Raw genomic sequence first — 20780 nt, 5'->3', positions numbered from 1 at the left:
GGTCGTCAGGCAACGGGCCGGCGGCCCTCCCCTGCGAGAGCGCTCATGCGGTCCCCGGCGGCGTCCATGCCCAGCGAGGCGAGCACGGCGAGCGCGGCCATCCACCGGCGCGGATGGGTCGCCCCGCGGGCGACCAGCCACCGCTCGAGCATCGCGTCGATCCGCAGCGAGGCGGCCTGGACCCCGCACGTCGCCGCGCCGAGACCCATCAGCAGCGCCGCCCGCGCCGCCACCGGCAGCCGCTGCGCCGCGACAGGGCTCCCGTCGGCCAGGGGCCCGACCTCGGTGCCGGCGTCGACGGGATCCTCCCCGCCGGTGTTCCGGGAGAGCACCCACGCTCCTGCGCCGGCGACCAGGACTCCCGGCACCACGACGTACGCGGCGCGCACCCGGGGCGACCAGCCGGACGGGGAGACCAGCGTCAGCGCTCCGGCGGCCGCGGAGCTGGTCAGGGACAGCACGAGATTGTTCATGGTTCTACGCTACGTCCCGCGTCCCCGGTCGTCACCCGGTCCGGCCGGTCGTCGGCCTACGCTGGAGGCAGGACCGAGAGGGAGGCGGAGATGCGCATTCTCGTCTCACATGCCAGCGCACACGGGTCGACGGCGGAGATCGCCCGGCGGATCGCCGACGTGCTCCGGGACGAGGGCTCGTCGGTCGACGTCGAGCCCATGGAACAGCAGGACGGTCTCGGCGACTACGACGCCGTCGTGCTGGGCAGTGCCATCCACGACCAGGACTGGCTGCCGGTGGCCACCGCGTTCGTCCACCGCCACCAGGCCGTGCTGCGGACCCGGCCGGTGTGGCTGTTCAGCGTGGGGATGTCCGCGGCCCTGCCCCGGATCCTTCGCGGACCGGCCCGCCGCGCCCAGAACCGGCGGCTGGCCGCGTCCCTGCGGGAGGTGGTGCACCCGCGCGGGCACCTGCTGCTGTCCGGGGTGGCGCAGGCCGAGCAGCTTCCGGGCTGGGCCGGACTCCTCCTCTGGGGGACCGGGGGGCGCTTCGGCGACCACCGGGACTGGCCCCGGATCGAGGCCTGGGCCCGCGACATCGCCGGGGCGCTGAGGACGACCACCCGCGGCGGGTGATCCGCGGCCGCGCCCGCGGCCTCCACCCTGGTGGAGAAGGATGTGCCCCCGAGGCCGGTGTTCCGATCGTTCCCGTCGCAGGGCGGTTGGGCCCCGGTGCCCGGGGCCCCAGCCCTCGTCGAGGGGAGCGGTCGGCTCGACCGCAGCCCCGGGCGTCAGCGGCCCGGTCACGGGCACCCGTTCCCAGGAGGTCGTCGTGCCGGCAGCCGCAGCCGCGGGTCTCCCGATCGCGGTGGGACTGCTCGCCGCCTCCCTGCCCGTCGCCGTGATCGTGCTGATGCTCGTCACCAGCGGGACCCGGGGCGCGGTCACAGCGTTCCTGTCCGGCTGGATCGCCGGGATCGCCGTCGTGGCCGCCCTCACCGTGCTGGTCGTCGACACGACCCTGCCCCGCGACGATCCCGCGCCCTGGGTCGGCGTCCTGCGGGTGGTGCTCGGCGGCACGCTGCTGCTGCTGGGGGTCAAGCAGTGGCGGAGCCGGTCGCGCGAGGGGTCGGAGCCGGCGCGGTGGATGACGGCGGTCGACACGATGACGCCCTCGAAGGCCCTGGCCGTGGCCTTCCTGCTGGTCACGGTGAACCCGAAGAACGCGGTGCTGGTCGTCTCGGGGGCGGCCGCGATCGCGACGGCCACGGCGTCCGTGGCGCAGCAGGTGCTCGCGCTCCTGCTGTTCACGGGGGTCGCCAGTGCCGCGGTCGCCGCCCCGGTGCTGCTCGACGTGGTCCTGGGGGACCGGGCCGCCACGGTGCTGGCGGCCGCGAAGGGGTGGATGACCGCCAACGGTTCCTGGGTGATGACCGTCGTGCTGGTCGTCATCGGCGCGGTGCTCCTGGGCAACGGTGTGAGCGGACTGCGGTCCGGCTGACCGTGACCGTCCGTCGGCCCACCCGCGGTGGCTAGGGGGCGCCTGCCGGCCCGTCGAGCCCGCGGCGCTCGCGGCGTCGGCCCAGCTCGTGGGCGCTCACCGCCACGAGGGTCATCACGACCAGGGGCAGGACGAACGAGACCATCACGGAGCTGAACCCCTCCAGGGCGTCGTGCTCGGTGGCCGCCAGCAGCACGTATCCGGTGTAGGCGAGGTACAGGAGCAGGAACAGCCCGCCCTCCCAGCGGGCCACGGCGAACCCGGTGAAGGCGATGGGCAGCAGCGCCACCACGGCGGCCAGCATCACCGGGATGTCCAGGGCCACGGCCGCCGCCGGGACCGGCAGGCCGTCGTCGACGAGGATCGCCGGCACCCCGAGCACCAGCCCGAGGTTCAGCAGGCAGCTGCCCACGACGTTGCCGATGGCGAGATCCCGCTGTCCCCGGCGGACCGCGACGACGGACGCGGCCAGTTCGGGCAGGGACGTCCCGAGGGCAACCACCGTGAGCCCGACGACCAGGCCGCTGACGCCCAGCGCCGTGGCGACGTTGACCGCCCCCTCGACGAGGACCGTGGCCCCGGCCACCAGGAGCCCCACCCCCACCACGACGAGGACGAGCGAGACACCGGCCGAGGCCTCCCCGGCCGGTGGCCCGTCGACACCGGGTGCGGCGGGCGGCCGGTCCGGCGGAGGATCCGGCGCCCCGGCGGGGGAGGCGGCGTCCCGGCGGCCGATCAGCACCGTCAGGACCCCGTGGACGACCACCGCCGCGAACAGCACCGCGCCGTCCGTGCCGCTGATCCGGCCGTCCAGGGACACGAGCAGCAGCACCGTCGACACGACCACCAGCAGGGGCAGGTCGAAGCGCAGCAGCTGCTGTGTGACGGCCAGCGGTGCCACGAGGGCGGTCAGCCCCAGCACGAGCAGGACGTTGGCGATGTTGCTGCCCACGACGTTGCCCAGCGCCAGCCCCGGCTCCCCGGCCAGGACGGAGCTGACGGTCACCGTCAGCTCCGGGGCCGACGTGGCCAGCGAGACGACCGTCAGCCCGATGACCAGCACGGAGAGCCCCAGGCGCCGGGCCAGGGCGGTGGCCCCGCGCACCAGCAGCTCCCCGCCCGCGACCAGCAGCACCATGCCGAGCACGATGCGCCCCACGTCCAGGACCGTCATGGGCGCCAGTCTAGAGCTGCCGCCCGGGAGGACAGAGGCAGTGCGCGGCATCCGTCACGGCACGGGTGCTGCGCGGACGCGGACAGGATCTGTCCGCGTCGGGGAGGACACTGGACCTGTCACCGGACGCTGCGCCGGAGGCGCCCCGACCAGGAGGGAACCGCCATGACCGACCTCGACGTCGCCGCCTGTGCCGCCGACCAGATCGACCGGCACTGGACCCACCAGCTGCGGCCCCGCCTCGCCGGCCTGACCGACGAGGAGTACTTCTTCGACCCCACCGGCGGGTCCGCGTGGACGGTCCATCCCCGGGCCGAGGAACGCACCCCGATGCAGGCGGGCCGCGGGGAGCTCGTGCTGGACTTCGCCTTCCCCGAACCGGTGCCCGCGCCGTTCACGACCATCGCCTGGCGGCTGGCGCACGTCGTCGTCGGGGTCCTCGCCGCGCGCAGCCACGGGCACTTCGCCGGCCCTGAGGCGTCCTACGAGAGCTGGGCGTACGCCGGGACCGCGGAGGAGGCGCTGGCCCAGCTCGACCGCGAGTTCGCCCGCTGGGCGGCCGGGGTGCACTCGCTGACGGACGCGGACCTGGCGCGCCCGTGCGGCCCGGTGGAGGGCCCGTACGCGGACCTGCCGATGCTCGCTCTCGTGCTGCACATCAACCGCGAGCTGATCCACCACGGCGCGGAGCTCGCTCTGCTGCGCGACCTGTACGCCCACACCCGCTGAGCCACCGCGCCCGCCGGCCTCGTCCCCGATCCGCGCCGCACGACACCTCAGGAGCCCACCGTGCCCTTCCTCACTCCCACCGTCACCGACGAGCGCGACGCCCTGGCGGCCTTCGCGAGCCAGCAGATCCGCCAGGTCGCCACCACTCTCCAGGGTCTCGACGCCGAGCAGCTGCGGGCGACTCCCTCGGCGAGCGCCATGAGCCTGGGCGCGCTGGCCCGGCACGTCCTGTTCATCGGCGGGCACGGTCCGTTCGCCGTGCTCACGGACCCCCACCGGACCTCCGGGGAGCCGCTGGACGAGGCCGGCTGGGCCGCCGGGGCGATCCTGCCGGAGGCCGTGCGCCCGGAGGACACCGCCGAGTCCCTGCGCGCGGCCCTGTACGCGCTGGCCGACCGCGTCGAGGCCGGGCTGCGCACCGCGGACCCGGAGGCCCGCATCCCCGTCCCGGACGCCCCGTGGTTCCCGCGGGACCTGGGGACGTGGCCCGCCCGGTGGGTGGCGCTGCACATGGTCGAGGAGAACGCCCGGCACGCCGGGCACGCCGACATCCTGCGCGAGTCCCTCGACGGGCGGACCGCCTACGAGCTCAACGCCCTGGCGGACGGGGAGCCGTGGAGCCCGCAGGACTGACCGGCGGGATGCGGCTACTCGTCGTCCGATGGGCGCCCGGTCCCCGCCTCCGGGTCATCCGGGGGCGGGGCGTCGTCCTCGGCCTCCTCGGGGGCAGCGCCGGCGCGCCGGTTGCTCTCGTCGGTGGTGGCGGTCAGCCAGGCCTCGTCGCGGACGCCCAGTCCCTCCTGGCTCGTCTCCGCCCAGGCCTCGTTGCGGTCCGCGGGCTCGGGGTAGCGGTCCATCTCCGGCTCCTGTCCTGCTCGACGGTGATGGCCCGATCCTATGCCCGGGTCCGGCATCCCGCGCAGTGCGTCCTGCGCCCGGCCGGGGGTCTCCTCAGCCGCCCTCGAGGAGCCGGCGCAGCGTCAGGGCGTTGCGCACGGCGTGGCCGTCGCCGTCGTTGTTGAAGTACGCGTAGACCTCGCGGCCGCCGTGGTGCCACTCCCGGATCCGGTCCGCCCACCAGGCCAGGTCCTCGTCCGAGTAGGAGCCGGCGTAGAGGTGGTGGTGGTCGGGGCCGTGGAAGCGGACGTAGACGAACGGGGCGGTGGCCTCGAGGACGCAGGGCAGCCCGGCCCCGCTCATCACGCAGTACGCCGCGCCGTGGCGCCGGAGCAGCTCGAAGACCTCCGGGTGCACCCAGCTGTCGTGGCGGAACTCCACGGCGACGGGCAGCCAGTCGGGCAGCCCGGCCAGGAACCAGTCGAGGCGCGCGTCGTCGCGGGCCTGCGCCGGCGGGAGCTGGACGAGCAGCACGCCGCGCCGGTCCCGCAGCTCGTGCCAGGACTCGGCGATCCGCCGGCTCCAGGTCTCGGGCGCGTAGAGCTTCTTCGCGTGCGTCAGTCCGCGGGGAGCCTTCACCGTCATCCGGAAGCCCTCCGGCAGGCGCCGGTTCCAGCCGGCGAAGGTGCTGCTGCGCGGCCAGCGGTAGAAGCTGGCGTTGAGCTCCACGGTGGAGAAGGCCCGGGTGTAGATCTCCAGGCGCTTCGCCGGGGCCGTGCCGGGAGGATAGAGGACGTGCTCCCAGTGGTCGTAGCTCCACCCGGAGGTGCCGATGTGCCAGCCCATGGGCTCCAGGGTAGCGGTGGAGGGCCCCGGGCCCGGCCGCCCGCGTGGCGGACGTAGGGTGTTCACCGGCACGCACGGCGCCCCCGCCGAGCACCCCGCACGATCCCAGGAGAACGCGCATGACCACCCCCGACCCCCGGCCTGCCGGGACCCGCTGATGGCGAAGCTCTACTTCCGGCACGGGGCGATGAACTCCGGCAAGTCCACCGTGCTGATCCAGGCCGCGCACAACTACGAGGAGCGCGACCAGACGGTCCTCGTCGCCAAGCCCGCGATCGACTCGAAGGGCGCGGACACCGTGGTCTCACGCCTGGGGGAGTCCCGGCGGGTCGACCTGCTGCTGGCCCCGGAGGACGGGGCGCGCGAGCGCTTCCGGGCCGCCGTGCGGGAGCGCGGACCGGTGCACTGCCTGCTGGTGGACGAGGCGCAGTTCCTCGCCCCGGCCCAGGTCGACGACCTGCTGCGCATCGCGGTGCTCGACGGCGTCCCGGTGCTGGCCTACGGGCTGCGCACCGACTTCCGCACCGTGGCGTTCCCGGGCGCGGCGCGCCTGCTGGCCGTGGCCCACACGGTCGAGGAGCTGCGCACGATCTGCCGCTGCGGGTCCAAGGCGATGTTCAACGCCCGCACGGTGGACGGGGAGCCGGTCTTCGAGGGCGACCAGGTGGCCATCGACGGTGCGGCCGTGTCCTACGAGTCGATGTGCGCCGGCTGCTACCTGCGGCACTCGGACGGGCGCCTGGGCTGAGCCGGGGACCCGGCGGGCCGGCCCGGGGACGGCGTCAGGGGGTGACGTCCCGGTCGTCCTCGCGGCCGTGCCGGTCGACGACCGCCCAGAACAGGTCCTCGGGGATCGCCTCGAGGTCGGGGTGCAGGGCGGCGAGCTCGTCGATGATGGCGGCCACGTCGTAGTGGGCGTGCACGTCGCCGCGCCGGGCGAGCCGGTTCGAGGCGATCAGGCCCTCGACGTAGGCGGTGTGGTCGGAGTCGGTGAACGTGCTCAGGACCGCGTCCGCCCACAGCTGCTCGAAGGCCGGGTGGCCCTCGGTGACGAGCCGGACGGGGGCGTGCGCGCCGTCGGGCTCGGCGGGGTCGACCTCCGGCGCGTCCCGCACCGGTCCGGTGGTCTTGGCGAACCGGGTGCCGTCGTCGACCGTGACGGTCCGGTCGGTCTCGTCGACGACGGTGCGCCGCTCGGTGCGCAGGACGGGGCCGCCGCGGACCACCACGGCGCGGGTGCCGACGCCGGTGGCTCCGCCGAGGTGGTGGTGCTGGCTCACGGAGACCTCCTGGGGTCTGCGCTGCGGGGGCGGCCGATCCGCCGGGTGCCTGATGCGCAGAACCTAGCAGGCGGCGCCGACCGCCGGAAGCCTCCGGGAACGCGGACGGCGCCGCCGGAGGAGCTCCGGCGGCGCCGAGGGCGCGGGGTGGACCGGGGCTCAGCCGCCGAGCAGCACCGCGCGGACCAGGTCGAAGAACATGCCGAGGATGGCCGTGAAGTTGGGGTTGAAGAACGCGTCGAACTCGCCGACCAGTCTGATCATGACAGTTCCTTCCGAGGGGGGTGGGTGGGGCCCGGGCCGGGCGTGGATCCGGCCCGGGCCCGAGCCTACCGGGGGTGTTCACTGAAGCACATGGCCTTTCGGCCAGTTCCCGCCCCGCCCCGGGCCGGCCGGACGCCGGGGCCGGTCAGGGGGAGGGGGTGCCGGTGGAGGACGCTCGGCGCGCGTCGTCGTGCGCCGCTGTCTCCTGCGCCGCTGTCTCCTGCGCCGCGGCCTCCTTCGCGGCGGCCTCGTGGGCCGCGGCCTCCGCGCCGCCGATGGCCTCGCCGCGGGCCACCATGCCGGCGGTGTCCGAGAGCGGGATCTGCTTGAGGAACACCGCGAGGACGAAGGCCAGCAGCATGAAGGGGATGAGGTACCAGAACACCGGGGCGAGGGAGTCGGCGTACGCGGTGACGATGCCCTCGCGGACGGGCTCGGGCAGCTGCGCCAGGGTCTGCGGGTCCAGGGTGGCGGTCGCCTCCCCGGCCTGGGCGGCGGAGGCCCCGGCCCCGGTGAAGACCGCTGTGAGCCGCTCCGAGAGGTTGTTGGTGAAGATCGCCCCGAAGATCGCCACGCCGAGGGCCGCGCCGACCTCCCGGAAGTAGTTGTTGGTGCTGGTGGCGGTGCCCACCATGGACGGGTCCACGGCGTTCTGCACCACGAGGACGATGACCTGCATGATCAGGCCCAGGCCCGCGCCGAACACGAAGAGGTAGACGCAGATCAGCCAGATGGGCGTCTCGGCCGCCAGCGTGGTCATGGAGAGCATGGCCGACGCCGTGACGAGCGTGCCCGCCAGCGGGTAGCCCTTGTACCGGCCGGTGCGGGAGATCCTGAGGCCGGACCAGATCGAGGTGCCCATCAGCCCGACCATCATGGGGACCATGAGCAGCCCGGACTCCGCCGCCGAGGTGCCGGAGGACATCTGCAGGAACGTGGGCACGAACGCGATGGCGGCGAACATCCCCAGCCCCAGGGTGAGGCCGATCGCGGTGGCGTTGACGAACACCGGGTTGCGGAACAGGCCGAGGGGGATGATCGGGTCCTCGGCCCGGGTCTCGTTCCAGACGAACAGCGCCGTGGCCACGAGCATGCCGCCCGCCCACGCCCACGTGGCGGCCGCGCCCCAGCCGTGCTCGGCGTTGCCGCCGAACTCGGTGAAGAAGATGAGACAGGTCGTCGCCACGGACAGCAGCAGGACGCCGGCCACGTCGATCCTGCGGGTCGCGCGCTTGTGCGGGAGGGTCAGGGTGAACCAGGCGATGGCGAAGGCGGCGATGCCGATGGGGATGTTGATGTAGAAGGCCCACTGCCAGGTGAGGTGGTCCACGAAGTAGCCGCCGAGCAGCGGCCCCGCCACGGCGGAGAGCCCGAAGATGCCGCCGAGCGGGCCCATGTACTTGCCGCGCTCGGAGGCCGGGACGATGTCCGCGATGATCGCCTGGGAGAGGATCATCAGTCCTCCGCCGCCGAGCCCCTGCAGCGCGCGTAAGGTCACGAACTGCCAGAACCCGGTGGCCAGGGCGCAGCCCACCGACGCGAGGGTGAACAGGGCGATGGCGACCAGGAAGAGGTTGCGCCGGCCCAGGACGTCGCCGAACTTGCCGTAGACCGGCATCACGATGGTGGTGGCCAGCAGGTAGGCCGTGGTGATCCAGGCCTGGTGCTCCACGCCGCCCAGCTCGCCGACGACGGTCGGCATGGCGGTGGAGACGATCGTCTGGTCGAGGCTGGCGAGCATCATCCCGGCGATGAGGGCGGAGAAGATGATCCAGATCCGCTTCTGGGTCAGCACCAGCAGCGGGGCGTCCTGCGCGACCGCGGACGGGGTGGTGGTCATGGGCTTCCTTCGGTGTCCGGGGACGGGTCAGAGGTGTCGGGGGGAGTGGCTGAGGGGGTCTCCGCGGCGGCGTCCGGCGTCGTCGGCGGGGCGGTGGCGCCGGGGGAGAGCAGGGCCCCGGCGAGGCGGACGTTGCGGGCCAGCAGCTCCGCGAACTCCTCCAGGGGCGGGGACTCGTCCGGGTAGGCGCCGGCCGGCCGGGTCTCGAGGAGCTCGTGGACGGTGTGCCCCGCGAGGTGGGAGACGACGGCGGCGGCCACGCCGGGGAACGGGTCCCGCTCCCCGCAGCCCTGCCGGCGAGCGATGAGGTCCGTCAGCTCGGCCAGCCGGCGTTCCATGGTCTCGGTGAGCCGCTGGAGCAGCACGGGCTCGCGGCGCAGGACGTCCAGCAGCAGGGTCCGGTCGTGGGGGCCCTCCAGGAGGGCGAAGGAGCGCACGACCAACTCCTGCAGGGCGCTCAGCAGCGGCGCTCCGTCCGGCGCGGAGCCCCCGGCCACGAACTCCTCGCCGAAGGCCTCGAGCGGGTCCCGGGCCGGGGTGCCCAGCACGGCGTCGTCCTTGGAGGCGAAGTAGTTGAAGAAGCTCCGCCGGGAGATCCCGACCTCCGCGCAGAGCTCGTCCACGGTGAACCCGGACAGCCCGCGCTCGGCGGTCAGCCGGCGCGCGCCGGTGATGAGGGAGCGGCGGGTCCGGCGCATGCGCTGCTCCCGGGCGCCCGCCGTCACCGGAGGCGCCCGAGGTCGAATTGACGTTGCACTCAAGACATCATAGTGCAATTTTGTGGCGGGCGATGCCCGGTGCGCCGTCGTGCCCCCGTCCGTACGCTGGAGCACGTCGGTGCACGACCGGAGGAGACCCGTCATGGCCCAGGAACCGGACCCCCGCCCGCGGCTGATCGGGCTGCACGGGCGCAAGCAGTCGGGCAAGGACACGTGCGGCGACCGCCTCGTGGTCGCGCACGGCTACGCACGGGTGGCCTTCGCGGACCCGCTGCGGCTGTTCCTCACCGAGCTGGACCCCCTCGTGGGCGTCCGGGACGGCCGGCTCGTGCGGCTCGCCACGGTGCTGGCGGAGGCCGACGGGGACTGGGGTCTGCTCAAGGACGAGGCGCGGGACCCGGTGCACCGGGAGATCCGGACGCTGCTGCAGAAAGTCGGCAACGAGGCCGGCAAGGCCGTCTTCGGGGAGACGGTGTGGGCGGACCGCGGGCTGGAGACCGCCCGGCGGCTGGGCGGGCCGGTCGTGTTCACGGACGTGCGCTTCGACGTCGAGGCCGAGGCCATCACGGCCGCCGGGGGCAGGGTGGTGCACGTGGTGCGCCCCGGGGCTCCTGCCCCGGAGGACCCGCACCCCTCGGAGGCCGGCATCGACCCGCGCTGGATCACCGCCGTCCTCGTCAACGACGGGACGGTCGAGCAGCTCTGGGCGAAGGTCGACGCCCTGGTGCTCAGCCGGCCGGGTGCCCCGGGGTGAGCCCCACGAGCTCGGCGCTGCGCCGCCACAGGGCGTCCGCGAGCGCGTCGTCGGCCGCGCGGGACGGGGCACGGGCGGGCCGCCTCTTCTCGAAGTAGCCCCCGGAGCGCCAGTCCTCGCCGGCGGCGCCCTCCGCCAGCCACACCAGGGTCTCCGCGCCCCGTTCCGGGGTGATCATGAGCCGGCGGCCCAGGCGGGTGCGGTACAGGAACCGCAGGGGGGTGGTGGTGCCCGAGGCGAAGTTCGTCGCGACGCCCCCGGGGTGGAACGCCGCGGCGGCGAGGCCGTGCGGTCCGTGCCGCCGGTCGAGACCGCGGGTGAAGAGGATGTTGGCGAGCTTCGTGTCCCCGTAGGCCCCCTGCGGGGACCAGCGCCGGTCGTCGACGAGGACCTCCGGCGAGAGCCGGCCGATCCGGGCGGCGACGCTGGACGTGCTGAGCACCGCCGCGCCGTCCGCCACGAGCCGGTCGAGCAGCAGGTGGGTGAGCAGGAAGGGCGCCAGGTGGTTGACCTGCCACGTCATCTCGTGCCCGTCGGGCGTCAGCTCGCGGCGGTCGAAGATCCCGCCGGCGTTGTTGACCAGGACGTCGATCCGCGGGACGGACTCCTGCAGCTCCCGGGCGAGCCGGCGCACGTCGTCGAGCCGCGCGAAGTCCGCGGTGAAGTGCCGGAGCCCCAGGGGTGCGGCCACCGCCGCGGTCTTCTCGCCCGATCGCCCGACGACGACGACGTCGTGGCCCCGTCCCGCCAGCTCGCGGACGGCGGCGGCCCCGATGCCGTCGCTCGCGCCGGTGATCACCACCGTGCGCCGCCCCCCGCGCCGGTGGGCGTGCTGCTCGCGGTGCTGGTCCTCGTCGTGCTGGTCCATGGTGACCTCCTCGGTCGAGCCGGAATCCCGGTCAGCATAGCGACGCCTCCTGGGCCGCCGGACGGAATAAGCGCGCGGGCGGAGCCGTTGCGGCACGCACGACGGAAAACACCCGGACAGACAGCACAGCTGAGGAGCTGACCATCATGGCCCGTGTTCTGATGATCGTCTCGGCGGCCGACTCCCTCACCATGCGGGACGGCACCGAGCACCCCACCGGCTTCTGGGCGGAGGAGCTCGTCGTCGCCCACCGGGCGCTGCGCCGGGCCGGGCACACCGTCGACATCGCCACCCCCGGCGGGCGCCGGCCCACCGTGGACCGGGTCAGCCTCTCCCCGGACGTCACCGGGGGCCAGGAGCGGGCCGACGAGTTCCGCAGCTACCTGGAGGACATCGACGCCGAGCTCGCCGCCCCCCGCGTCCTGGCCGAGGTCGACGAGCACGACTACGACGCCGTGGTCCTGCCCGGCGGCCACGGTCCCATGGCGGACCTCGTCCACGACCCCTCGCTCGGCCGGATCCTGGCCTCCTCGAACCGGACCGGCCGGCTCATCGCCCCGTTCTGCCACGGTCCCGCAGCCCTGCTCAGCGCCCAGGACGACGGGACGTTCCTGTTCGCGGGCCGCAGGCTGACCGCCTTCACCAACGAGGAGGAGCTCGGCGGCGGCACCGGGGAGAACACCCCCTGGTTCCTGGAGACCGTGCTCCGGGAGAAGGGGGCCGTCGTGGAGACCGGCCCCGCGTGGTCCAGCCACGTCATCCGCGATGCCAACCTGATCACCGGCCAGAACCCCCAGTCGAGCCAGGCCGTCGCCGACGTCCTCGTGGAGGCGCTCGCCGAGTGACCCCCGGCCGCAGACGCGCCGGCGGCGGTGGGAGCCGCCGGGCTCAGGCGCTGACGGACGTCCTCCCGGCCAGGGCGAGGCCGCGGGCGGCGACCACCGCGTCCCGGAACTCCGGGAACGTGCGGCGGACGGCGTGCCCGCCGTCGGCGGGCACGAAGGTCATGGCCCACCGGTTCCGGCGGAGCCGGTGGAAGGGCACGGCGACGATCTCCACGGAGGGCAGGGCATCGGGGCGCTGAGCGTTCACAGCGGGACCTTTCGGGGGGTTCAGGTCGGGGGAGGGCGGGGCCTGCTCCGGGCGGACCGGGGGATCCGCGGACCGGGGCCCTGCGTGGGGCCCATGGTACCGGGCGCGCCGCCCGGCGGGGCGGTCGCCTGGTCGGTGTCGGCGCCCGGCAGGTATGATCAGCACACTGATCGAGTGAGGAGACCCATGTTCACCCCCGAAGTGGCCGACGGCGTCCACCGCATCACCCACGCCCACGTCAACTGCTACCTGGTCGAGGACGAGGACGGCGTCACGCTCGTGGACGCCGGCCTGCCGAGCATGTGGCCCATGCTGCTGGCGGGACTCGAGGAGCGCGGGCGGCGCCCCGACGAGGTGAGGGCGCTGGTGCTCACGCACGCGCACTTCGACCACGTGGGCTTCGCCCGGCGGGCGCAGGAGGAGTGGCGGCTGCCGGTGCACGGGCACCCTGCGGACGCGCGGCTGGCCGCCCACCCGTACCGGTACCGGCCCGAGCGCAACCGGTTCCTCTACCCCTTCACCCACCCGCGGTCCCTGCCGCTGCTCGGCCGCATGGCGGTGGCCGGGGCCCTCACGGTCCGGGGCGTGCGGGATCTGCTTCCGCTCGAGGCCGGGACCGTCCTGCCGGTCCCGGGCCGGCCGGTGGTGGTCCACACCCCCGGCCACACGGACGGGCACTGCGTCCTGGACCTGCCCGGCCGCGGGACCGTGCTCAGCGGTGACGCGCTCGTGACGCTGGACCCCTACACCGGCCGGCGCGGCCCGCAGATCGTCGCCGGGGCCGCGACCCACGACTCCGCCGTGGCCCTCGCCTCCCTCGACGCGGTGGCCGCCACCGGGGCGCGCACCGTGCTGCCCGGCCACGGGGAGCGGTGGACGCAGGGCGCCGAGGCCGCGGCCCGGCACGCCCGCGCGGTGGGCGCCCACTGAGCGAGCCCGGCAGGGTCCGCGAACCGGTCCGGACCGGGCCGGGAGCGGCCGTGGCTGTCGCGACCCCGCCCCACCGGGGATCCGAAGCGTGCTGATGACACCCCCGGGGGCGGCGGCTATCGTGGGCGGCGACCGACGACCCCGCAGCGCCTGGAGGACCCACCGTGAAGCAACTGACCGTCTCCGCCCCCGGCGGCCTGGACCGGCTCGAGCTCGGGGAGGCACCCGACCCAGGCGCGCCGGGCCCCGGCGAGGTCCGTGTCCGCGTGCACGCCAGCTCCCTGAACTACCACGACTACCTCGTGGTCTCCGGCGGGACACGGACCGAGGACGGGAGGATCCCGCTGGCGGACGGCGCGGGCGTCGTCGCGGCCGTGGGGGAGGGCGTCGACGACCTCGCGGAGGGCGACGCCGTGGTCTCCTGCTTCTTCCCGCTCTGGCAGGACGGACCCCCCGTGGACGGGAACTTCCGGCGCGTCCCGGGGGACGGGCTCGACGGCTACGCCCGGGAGACGGTGGTGCGTCCCGCCACGTGGTTCACGCGCGCACCGGCCGGGTGGTCCCACGCAGAGGCCGCGACCATCACCACGGCCGGCGTCACCGCCTGGCGGGCGCTCGTGGTGGACGGCGGGCTCCGGGCGGGGGACGTGGTCCTGGCCCTGGGCACCGGCGGCGTCTCGGTCTACGCCACGCAGCTCGCCAAGGCCGTGGGCGCCACCGTGGTGGTCACGTCATCCTCCGACGACAAGCTCGAACGCGTCCGGCGGCTCGGCGCGGACCACGTCATCAACTACCGCGAGACCCCCGAGTGGGGACGCGCCGTCCAGGAGCTCACGGACGGGCGCGGCGCCGACCACGTGATCGAGGTCGGCGGCCCGGGCACCCTGGCGCAGTCGATCCGCGCCGTGCGCGTCGGCGGCCACATCTCCCTGATCGGCGTGCTCACCGGGGCAGCGGGCGACGTCCCCACGGCGCTGCTCATGGCGCGCCAGGCGCGCCTCCAGGGACTGCTGGTGGGCAGCCGCCGGGACCAGGCCGACTTCGTGCGCGCGCTCGAGGCGACCGGCCTGCGGCCGGTGATCGACCGCCGCCGCCCCCTCGCCGAGGCCGCCGACGCGTTCCGGGAGATGGAGTCGGCCCGGCACTTCGGCAAGATCGTGCTCGAGCACTGAGCCCGCCCGGTGCCCCGGGGAGCGCACCCCGGGGCATCCCGGTCACCAGCCGGTGACCCACACCTGACCGGTGGCCGGGGACCAGTTCACCCTGTACCCGTTCGAGAAGCGCTGGTAGACGGTGGTCCCGGTGCGGATCTCGTCGGTGACCGGGTAGCCGTAGCCCCGCTCGAAGCCGGCGGCCTTCCAAGCCCGGCCGATGGCGCCGGTCTCGTGCACCGCACGCGCACCGTGGGCCCGCGTCCACAGCACCTTGGTGAGCGCCCCGTCCCGGGAGAAGACCTGGTAGGAGGACCCGTCGGCCAGCCGGCGCTCCTCCGTGGTCGGGAAGCCGTAGCCGTTCTCCCGCCCCCCGGCCACGAACTTCTGGCCGATGACCGTGGCGTTCTCGACCCGGTGGGCGCCCGTGGCCGGGCTCCAGTACAGGGTGGACTTGCGCCCGTTCAGGGAGAACTCCTGGTAGACGCCTCCGGCGCGCAGCCCGCCGCGCTCCGCCGTCACGGGCTGACCGACGACCGGGGCGCCGCCCAGGGCATGGTACTTCGCGCCGATGGCGCCGCCCACGCCGTACCCTGCCGGGGGCGGGACGGGCGTCGACGTCTCGTAGGTGTAGGCCGGGGCCCCGTTCACGCGCGTCGAGGCGTCCGCAGGCGCGCCGCCGTTGGCGTACCCGTAGAGGTTGACGGTGGAGAGCACCTGCCAGGGCTGCCCGGAGTTCTCGAGCCGGCCGTCCGCGTAGGTGAGGCCGATGCCGATCACCTCGTGGCGCGGGTCCTTGATCGCCTTGTCGTGGGCGGCCGAGGACTTCCACCACGCCACCAGGGCGCGCACGTCCCGGTGGTGCTCCAGGGCGATGACCTCGTTGGCGCTGGTCCAGGGCCCGGTGCGCGGGTCGGTGAGGAAGGTGGTGCTGTGCGAGAACTTCTCCTCGACGATCTGCCGGTCGGACTCCTTCTGCACCACCTGGGACAGCGTGGCGGAGTACTTGAGCGGCTTCGCGCCGAGGGACTCGCGGTAGCGGTTGATCTCGTCGAGGATCAGCTGGGCGTCGGCCTGACGCGTGGCGGCGTCCACCGCGACGATGTCCTGCGCGGCGGCGTGGGCCGCCGGACCGGCCAGCAGGGAGGTGCCGGCGAGCGTGGTGACGCCGATGCCGGCGGAGAGGGCCAAAGAGGCCATGCGGCCGTGACGGCGCGCGGGAGCGCAGCGATGTTTCGCCATGGGTGCTTCTGCTTCCTGGTCTGTCTGCACGCACGGAGGAATTGGGGGGTTCCGTGCGGCGGGGGGCTATCGTCGTCCGGCCGGACGACGAGACAGATTGGGCTGGGGAAGGCGCCCAGGGAAAGGCTAGGGAATTCCCATTGCAAATAGGAAATGTGTGAAATTGTTTCGTCTATCACAGAACAATAACGACGACATCACGGAATGTACCGGACGGCCGGAATTGCCGTGGTTATAGTGAGCGGTTCTCACCCCGTCCGCGCGGCGAACGCACCGGTGCCGGTGACGATAGGCTGTGAGCGCACGCCCGGAGAGGAGCCCGATGACCGTCCACGCCACCCGCGCCACCGGCGTCCGGGCCCCGTTGCGGCTGTGCCTCGCCGTCGCCGCCGCCGTCGGCCTGACCGGGTGCGGCCCCGACCTCGGGACGCCCGAGGGCACCACCCGGGCGTTCGTCGACGCGATGGCCGAGCGCGACTGGGACGGCGCCTGCGAGCTGCTGTCCCACGACTACGTGCACCGGGCCACGGAGGGCAACTCGCAGTACTGCGGCGTCCACCTCGAGCGCCGGCACCCGGACACCTCCCGCTACGAGACGCTCGCCGTCCAGGGCGAGGCCGTCGAGACCGCCGAGGGGTACCGGCTGGTGGTCGCCCCCGAGGACGCCCCCGGGGAGACGGAGGAGGTCCTCGTGGTCGAGGAGTCCGGACGCCTCGTGCTGCTGAGCTACCCCGGCCGCGACACCGCCGTCCGCTGAACCCCACCCGCCCACCAGGAACTCCAGGAAGGACCGCCATGACCGATCCTCAGACCGTTCCCGCCGCGGCGGCCGCGGCGTCGTCGCCCGAGGGCGAGACCGTCGAGATCTGCCGCAACCTCATCCGCATCGACACCTCCAACTACGGCAGCGGCGACGCCAAGGGGGAGCGGCGGGCCGCCGAGTACGTGGCCGGGCTGATCGAGGAGGTCGGTCTCGCCACGACCGTCCTGGAGTCGGCGCCCGGCCGGGCCAACGTCTTCGCCCGGATCGAGGGCACCGATCCTTCGGCCGACGCCCTGCTGGTGCACGGCCACCTCGACGTGGTGCCCGCGATCGCCGCGGACTGGTCCGTGGACCCGTTCGGGGGCGAGATCCGGGACGGCATGATCTGGGGCCGCGGCGCCGTGGACATGAAGGACATGGACGCCATGATGATCTCGGTGCTGCGCCACATGGTGCGCACCGGGGACCGGCCGCGGCGGGACATCGTCTTCGGCTTCTTCGCCGACGAGGAGGCCGGCATGGTCTACGGCTCCCACTGGATCGCGGAGCACCACCGCGGTCTCTTCGACGGCGTCACCGACGCCATCAGCGAGGTCGGCGGGTACTCGGCCACCATCGGCGGCCGGCGGGCCTACCTGTTGCAGACGGCGGAGAAGGGCCTCATGTGGCTGCGCCTCAACGCGCAGGGCACGGCCGGGCACGGCTCCCAGATCAACGACGACAACCCGGTCACCCGGCTCTCGAGGGCGCTGGCCAACATCGGCGAGCACCAGTGGCCCGTGGAGCTCACCAAGACCACCCGGGCGTTCCTGGACTCGGTCACCGAGCTGACGGGCGTGGAGTTCGACCCCCAGAACCCCCAGCGGCTGCTCGCCGAGCTCGGCTCCGTGGCACGGTTCGTGGGCGCGACCCTGCAGACCACCGCGAACCCGACGATGCTCGAGGCGGGCTACAAGGTCAACGTCATCCCCGGCTCCGCCCAGGCGGGGCTGGACGTGCGCTACCTGCCGGGCCAGCGCGAGATCGTGCTGGCGAAGCTCGCGGAGCTCGCCGGGGACGGGGTGTCCTTCGAGTTCGAGTCGGACGACATCGCCCTCGAGGTGCCGTTCTCCGGCACCGTGGTCGACGCCATGGTCGACGCGCTGCACGCCGAGGACCCCGAGGCGGTCGTGCTGCCGTACATGCTCTCCGGCGGGACGGACAACAAGTCCCTGGACCCGCTCGGCATCACCGGCTACGGGTTCGTGCCGCTGCGCCTGCCCGACGAACTCGACTTCCCGTCCATGTTCCACGGCGTGGACGAGCGCGTGCCCACGGACTCCCTGGAGTTCGGCTCCCGCGTGCTGCACCGGCTGCTGACCCGGTACTGACCGGCCACCCGCCCCTCCCGCCCCGGTCCGCCCGAGCGCCGGAGCACCCACGACCCCGACGACCGCCGACAGGAGCGAGATGCACCCCGCCACCGGACCGCAGCCCGCGACCGCACGACCCGCACCCGCACCTGCGGGAGCCGAGGCGCCCGAGGACCGGGCGGCCGGGGACCTGGTGCCCGAGACCCTGCTCCCGGACAACCTGCTGGCGACGTTCCGCGAGCGCGCCGCCGGCTACGACCGGGAGAACCGGTTCTTCGACGAGGACTTCGCGGACCTGGTGCGGATCGGCTATCCGCTGATGCTGGTGCCGCGGGACCGGGGCGGCCTCGGGTTCACGCTGCAGCAGGCGGTCGCCGCGCAGCGGCGGCTCGCGGCGGCCGCCCCCGCCACGGCGCTGGGCATCAACATGCACCACGTCCTGGTGGGTGTGGCGCACACCCTGCGCCTGCGCGGGGACGCCCGGGCCGAACGGATCTTCGAGCTGGCCGCGGCCGGGGAGATCTTCGCCTTCGGCATCTCCGAGGCCGGCAACGACTCCGTGCTCTTCGACTCCGACACCACCGCCGTGGCCGTGGCCGACGGCTACCGGATCACGGGCACCAAGATCTTCACCTCGCTGTCCCCGGTGTGGACCCGGCTGATCGTCCACGCCCGCGACGACGCCGAAGAGGGCACGCCGCTGGTGTTCGGCCTCCTGGACCGGGCGGCGGAGGGCATCGAGGTCCTCGACGACTGGGACACCATGGGCATGCGGGCCTCCCAGTCCCGGACCACGGTGCTGCGCTCGGTGCCGATGCCCGCGGAGCAGGTGCTCACCCGCACCCCGGTGGGCCCGAACCCGGACCCGGTGGTGTGGGGCGTCTTCGGCTGCTTCGAGCTGCTGCTGGCCGCCGTCTACACCGGGATCGCGGACCGTGCGGTGGAGCTGGCCGTGGAGATCGCCGGCACCCGGCGGTCCCGCGGCGGGGGAGCGCCCCGTGCCGAGCGCCCCGACGTCCGCCGGCGGATCGCCGAGGCCGCGCTGCTGCGGGACGGGGTGGAGCTGCAGCTGCTCCGGCTGGCCGCGGACGTCGACGCCCTCGGCACCGCCGGCGCCCCGGACCACGGTCCCCGATGGTTCCTGCTGTTCTCCGGGGTCAAGCACCGCGCCACCGAGGCGGCCCGCCGGGTCGTCGACCTCGCGATGCGCAGCTCGGGCGGGGCCCAGTACTCCCGGGGCGGGGAGCTGGAGCGGCTGTACCGGGACGTGCTCGCCGGGATCTACCACCCGTCCGACGACGAGTCCGTGCACGCGGCCGTGGCCAAGGCGCTGCTGGGCCCGATCGGGGGCTGAGCCCCGCCGGCGGGGGCGGGTCCAGGGCTCAGACGGTGCGCTCCACGCGCATCACCCGGCGGCGCAGCCAGTACTTGCGGGTCCCGCCGTAGAGCAGCACGGAACGGGTCAGCTCCCACTTGCCGTACTCGGCGTGCTCGCTGAGCCGGGCCCGCGCGTCGCCGAGCGGTTCGTGCGGCGCCACGGTCAGCAGGAGGTACTCGTAGCGCTGGTCGGCGTCCCTCGTGAGGGTGGCCGAGCTGGTCCGGACTTGTTCTCTCATCGGTCCCCATTCTGCACGGAATAGCGCTAACGTCTACTCCATGAGCAATGACCCTCGTGCCGCGTTGCAGGCCCTCGTGAGCGCCTTCGAAGAACACCTCGTCGCCGCGTCCAACCGGCGCAGCGACGACGACCCGGCCGTCGACGGCGCCTACATCGCCATCGCCGACGCCTTCGACGCCTACGAGGAGGCGCTCTACGACGCCTACGACGAGGTCACCCCGCTGACCGTCTTCGCGGAGGAGGACGACTCGGACGACGACTCCGAAGACGACTCCGACGACGACGAGGACGAGGACGACTCGGAGGACGACGAGGAGCTCCTGGAGGACAACGAGATGCTCGACGAGGACCTCGTCGACGAGGAGGACTACGAGGACCTCGACGACGCCGACGGGGCGCGCTCGGCCCGCTGAGCCCCGTCCCCCGCACCGCACCCGCAGGAACGGCCCGCACGGCGGGCCGTTCCTGCCGCGTCCGGGCCTGTCCCGCCGTGCCCGGCGCGGAGCGTGCCGTAGGGTGGCCGGGTGAATTGGATCGAAACCATCATTCTCGGCCTCGTCCAGGGCCTGACCGAGTTCCTCCCGGTGTCCTCCTCGGCGCACCTGCGCATTGTGGGCGAGCTCCTGCCGAACAGCGCCGACCCCGGCGCCGCGTTCACGGCCATCACGCAGCTGGGCACCGAGACCGCCGTGATCATCTACTTCTGGCGGGACATCGTCCGGATCCTCAAGCAGTGGACCCTGTCCCTGGTGGGCCGCGTGGAGCGCTCGGACCCCGACGCCCGGATGGGGTGGCTGATCATCCTGGGCTCCCTGCCCATCGGCGTGCTCGGGCTGCTGCTGGAGGACTACATCGACACGGAGTTCCGCTCCCTGTGGATCACGGCCACGATGCTGGTGGTCTTCGGCGTGATCCTGGCGGTCGCGGACCGGGTGGGCCGGCAGGCTCGGCACCTGGACGACCTCACCGTCAAGCACGGCGTGCTCTTCGGGCTGGCGCAGGCGCTGGCCCTGATCCCGGGGGTCTCGCGGTCCGGCGGCACGATCACGGCGGGACTGCTGATGGGCTACACGCGCGAGGCCGCGGCCCGCTACGCGTTCCTGCTGGCCATCCCCGCGGTGTTCGCCTCGGGGCTGTACAAGCTGGCGCAGTCCGTGGGACAGCCGCAGGCGGGGCCCTACGGCATGACCGAGACGCTCGTGGCCACGGGCATCGCGTTCGTGGTGGCGTACGTGATCATCGGCTGGTTCATGCACTACATCTCCAACCGCAGCTACACGATCTTCGTCTGGTACCGCATCGCCCTGGGCCTGGCCATCTTCGTGCTCCTGGGCCTCGGGGTGATCAGCGCCTGAGCCCTGCGTCACC

25 protein-coding genes are annotated in these 20780 nt (G+C 73.8%); 14 read left to right on the top strand and 11 right to left on the bottom strand.

The genetic code is table 11. From position 1 onward, the window contains the following. Positions 1 to 5 precede the first annotated feature (5 nt). Positions 6 to 473 carry a hypothetical protein gene (locus tag AC6CH6_RS05390; protein ID WP_498254314.1) on the bottom strand — a complete coding sequence of 156 codons (468 nt, stop codon included), beginning with the start codon at positions 471 to 473 and terminating at the stop codon, positions 6 to 8. Between the two features lie 90 nt (positions 474 to 563). On the opposite strand from AC6CH6_RS05390, the gene AC6CH6_RS05385 reads away from it, so the two are divergent. After that, a complete protein-coding gene (locus tag AC6CH6_RS05385) occupies positions 564 to 1088 on the top strand; it encodes a flavodoxin domain-containing protein (protein WP_498254313.1) in 525 nt (174 codons plus the stop codon). Positions 1089 to 1284: 196 nt separating this feature from the next. Continuing rightward, positions 1285 to 1953: a GAP family protein gene (locus AC6CH6_RS05380; protein ID WP_498254312.1), complete on the top strand. Its 669-nt coding sequence runs from the start codon at positions 1285 to 1287 to the stop codon at positions 1951 to 1953. A 31-nt stretch (positions 1954 to 1984) separates the two neighbouring features. Here the strand turns inward: AC6CH6_RS05380 and AC6CH6_RS05375 are convergent, their stop codons facing one another. Then, complete coding sequence (locus tag AC6CH6_RS05375) at positions 1985 to 3127, bottom strand: calcium/sodium antiporter (protein WP_498254311.1); 1143 nt, start codon at positions 3125 to 3127, stop codon at positions 1985 to 1987. 165 nt (positions 3128 to 3292) lie between these two features. Here AC6CH6_RS05375 and AC6CH6_RS05370 point away from each other — a divergent pair, with 165 nt between their 5' ends. Both AC6CH6_RS05370 and AC6CH6_RS05365 read left to right on the top strand, forming a co-directional pair. Then, positions 3293 to 3856 carry a DinB family protein gene (locus AC6CH6_RS05370; protein WP_498254310.1) on the top strand — a complete coding sequence of 188 codons (564 nt, stop codon included), beginning with the start codon at positions 3293 to 3295 and terminating at the stop codon, positions 3854 to 3856. A 60-nt stretch (positions 3857 to 3916) separates the two neighbouring features. Next, positions 3917 to 4489 (top strand): mycothiol transferase, encoded by a 573-nt coding sequence (locus AC6CH6_RS05365; protein WP_498254309.1) that lies wholly within the window; start codon positions 3917 to 3919, stop codon positions 4487 to 4489. Positions 4490 to 4503: 14 nt separating this feature from the next. Here AC6CH6_RS05365 and AC6CH6_RS05360 read toward each other — a convergent pair whose 3' ends face one another. After that, entirely contained in the window at positions 4504 to 4713 is a 210-nt protein-coding gene (locus AC6CH6_RS05360) for a hypothetical protein (protein WP_498254308.1), read from the bottom strand. 94 nt (positions 4714 to 4807) lie between these two features. Then, positions 4808 to 5539, bottom strand: coding sequence for a DUF72 domain-containing protein (locus AC6CH6_RS05355; RefSeq protein WP_133410143.1), 732 nt, complete (start codon positions 5537 to 5539; stop codon positions 4808 to 4810). Between the two features lie 157 nt (positions 5540 to 5696). Between AC6CH6_RS05355 and AC6CH6_RS05350 the strand changes: the two genes are divergently transcribed. Further along, positions 5697 to 6287 (top strand): thymidine kinase, encoded by a 591-nt coding sequence (locus tag AC6CH6_RS05350; RefSeq protein ID WP_419967317.1) that lies wholly within the window; start codon positions 5697 to 5699, stop codon positions 6285 to 6287. A 34-nt stretch (positions 6288 to 6321) separates the two neighbouring features. Here the strand turns inward: AC6CH6_RS05350 and AC6CH6_RS05345 are convergent, their stop codons facing one another. The 3 genes from AC6CH6_RS05345 to AC6CH6_RS05335 all read right to left on the bottom strand — a co-directional run bounded on the left by AC6CH6_RS05345 (position 6322) and on the right by AC6CH6_RS05335 (position 9621). Continuing rightward, positions 6322 to 6819, bottom strand: a complete 498-nt coding sequence (locus AC6CH6_RS05345; RefSeq protein ID WP_498254307.1) for a hypothetical protein — start codon at positions 6817 to 6819, stop codon at positions 6322 to 6324. A 409-nt stretch (positions 6820 to 7228) separates the two neighbouring features. After that, positions 7229 to 8923, bottom strand: a complete 1695-nt coding sequence (locus AC6CH6_RS05340; protein WP_498254306.1) for an MDR family MFS transporter — start codon at positions 8921 to 8923, stop codon at positions 7229 to 7231. Then, complete coding sequence (locus AC6CH6_RS05335) at positions 8920 to 9621, bottom strand: TetR/AcrR family transcriptional regulator (RefSeq protein WP_498254305.1); 702 nt, start codon at positions 9619 to 9621, stop codon at positions 8920 to 8922. Before AC6CH6_RS05335 ends, AC6CH6_RS05340 begins: the two co-directional genes overlap by 4 nt. 163 nt (positions 9622 to 9784) lie before the next feature. Here AC6CH6_RS05335 and AC6CH6_RS05330 point away from each other — a divergent pair, with 163 nt between their 5' ends. Continuing rightward, positions 9785 to 10396 (top strand): deoxynucleotide monophosphate kinase family protein, encoded by a 612-nt coding sequence (locus tag AC6CH6_RS05330; RefSeq protein WP_498254304.1) that lies wholly within the window; start codon positions 9785 to 9787, stop codon positions 10394 to 10396. Here the strand turns inward: AC6CH6_RS05330 and AC6CH6_RS05325 are convergent. After that, the gene (locus AC6CH6_RS05325; RefSeq protein WP_498254303.1) at positions 10371 to 11264 is read right to left on the bottom strand and encodes an SDR family NAD(P)-dependent oxidoreductase; all 894 of its coding nucleotides are present in this window, start codon (positions 11262 to 11264) and stop codon (positions 10371 to 10373) included. The genes AC6CH6_RS05330 and AC6CH6_RS05325 overlap by 26 nt on opposite strands. A 146-nt stretch (positions 11265 to 11410) precedes the next feature. Here AC6CH6_RS05325 and AC6CH6_RS05320 point away from each other — a divergent pair, with 146 nt between their 5' ends. Beyond that, positions 11411 to 12109 carry a type 1 glutamine amidotransferase domain-containing protein gene (locus AC6CH6_RS05320; protein WP_498254302.1) on the top strand — a complete coding sequence of 233 codons (699 nt, stop codon included), beginning with the start codon at positions 11411 to 11413 and terminating at the stop codon, positions 12107 to 12109. 43 nt (positions 12110 to 12152) lie between these two features. Here AC6CH6_RS05320 and AC6CH6_RS05315 read toward each other — a convergent pair whose 3' ends face one another. Next, positions 12153 to 12356, bottom strand: a complete 204-nt coding sequence (locus AC6CH6_RS05315) for a hypothetical protein (protein WP_498254301.1) — start codon at positions 12354 to 12356, stop codon at positions 12153 to 12155. Positions 12357 to 12542: 186 nt separating this feature from the next. On the opposite strand from AC6CH6_RS05315, the gene AC6CH6_RS05310 reads away from it, so the two are divergent. Then, positions 12543 to 13286: an MBL fold metallo-hydrolase gene (locus AC6CH6_RS05310; RefSeq protein WP_498254300.1), complete on the top strand. Its 744-nt coding sequence runs from the start codon at positions 12543 to 12545 to the stop codon at positions 13284 to 13286. A 164-nt stretch (positions 13287 to 13450) separates the two neighbouring features. Next, positions 13451 to 14458 carry a zinc-dependent alcohol dehydrogenase family protein gene (locus AC6CH6_RS05305; protein WP_498254299.1) on the top strand — a complete coding sequence of 336 codons (1008 nt, stop codon included), beginning with the start codon at positions 13451 to 13453 and terminating at the stop codon, positions 14456 to 14458. Between the two features lie 42 nt (positions 14459 to 14500). Here AC6CH6_RS05305 and AC6CH6_RS05300 read toward each other — a convergent pair whose 3' ends face one another. Next, positions 14501 to 15637 (bottom strand): CAP domain-containing protein, encoded by a 1137-nt coding sequence (locus tag AC6CH6_RS05300; protein ID WP_498254298.1) that lies wholly within the window; start codon positions 15635 to 15637, stop codon positions 14501 to 14503. Positions 15638 to 16001: 364 nt separating this feature from the next. Here AC6CH6_RS05300 and AC6CH6_RS05295 point away from each other — a divergent pair, with 364 nt between their 5' ends. From AC6CH6_RS05295 to AC6CH6_RS05285, 3 genes are all read left to right on the top strand, one after another. Next, entirely contained in the window at positions 16002 to 16436 is a 435-nt protein-coding gene (locus AC6CH6_RS05295; protein WP_133410153.1) for a hypothetical protein, read from the top strand. Positions 16437 to 16474: 38 nt separating this feature from the next. After that, positions 16475 to 17812: a M20/M25/M40 family metallo-hydrolase gene (locus AC6CH6_RS05290; protein ID WP_017833811.1), complete on the top strand. Its 1338-nt coding sequence runs from the start codon at positions 16475 to 16477 to the stop codon at positions 17810 to 17812. A 79-nt stretch (positions 17813 to 17891) separates the two neighbouring features. Beyond that, a complete protein-coding gene (locus tag AC6CH6_RS05285) occupies positions 17892 to 19148 on the top strand; it encodes an acyl-CoA dehydrogenase family protein (RefSeq protein WP_498254297.1) in 1257 nt (418 codons plus the stop codon). Positions 19149 to 19176: 28 nt separating this feature from the next. Here the strand turns inward: AC6CH6_RS05285 and AC6CH6_RS05280 are convergent, their stop codons facing one another. Beyond that, the gene (locus tag AC6CH6_RS05280) at positions 19177 to 19410 is read right to left on the bottom strand and encodes a DUF5703 family protein (RefSeq protein ID WP_035923920.1); all 234 of its coding nucleotides are present in this window, start codon (positions 19408 to 19410) and stop codon (positions 19177 to 19179) included. Between the two features lie 40 nt (positions 19411 to 19450). On the opposite strand from AC6CH6_RS05280, the gene AC6CH6_RS05275 reads away from it, so the two are divergent. Next, entirely contained in the window at positions 19451 to 19825 is a 375-nt protein-coding gene (locus tag AC6CH6_RS05275; RefSeq protein ID WP_498254296.1) for a primosomal protein, read from the top strand. Between the two features lie 111 nt (positions 19826 to 19936). Further along, positions 19937 to 20767 (top strand): undecaprenyl-diphosphate phosphatase, encoded by an 831-nt coding sequence (locus AC6CH6_RS05270; protein WP_017833502.1) that lies wholly within the window; start codon positions 19937 to 19939, stop codon positions 20765 to 20767. Positions 20768 to 20780: the final 13 nt, after the last annotated feature.

The sequence above is a fragment of the Kocuria sp. GQ42 genome, from assembly GCF_059758435.1.
This window is presented reverse-complemented; position numbering and strand designations above follow the sequence as displayed.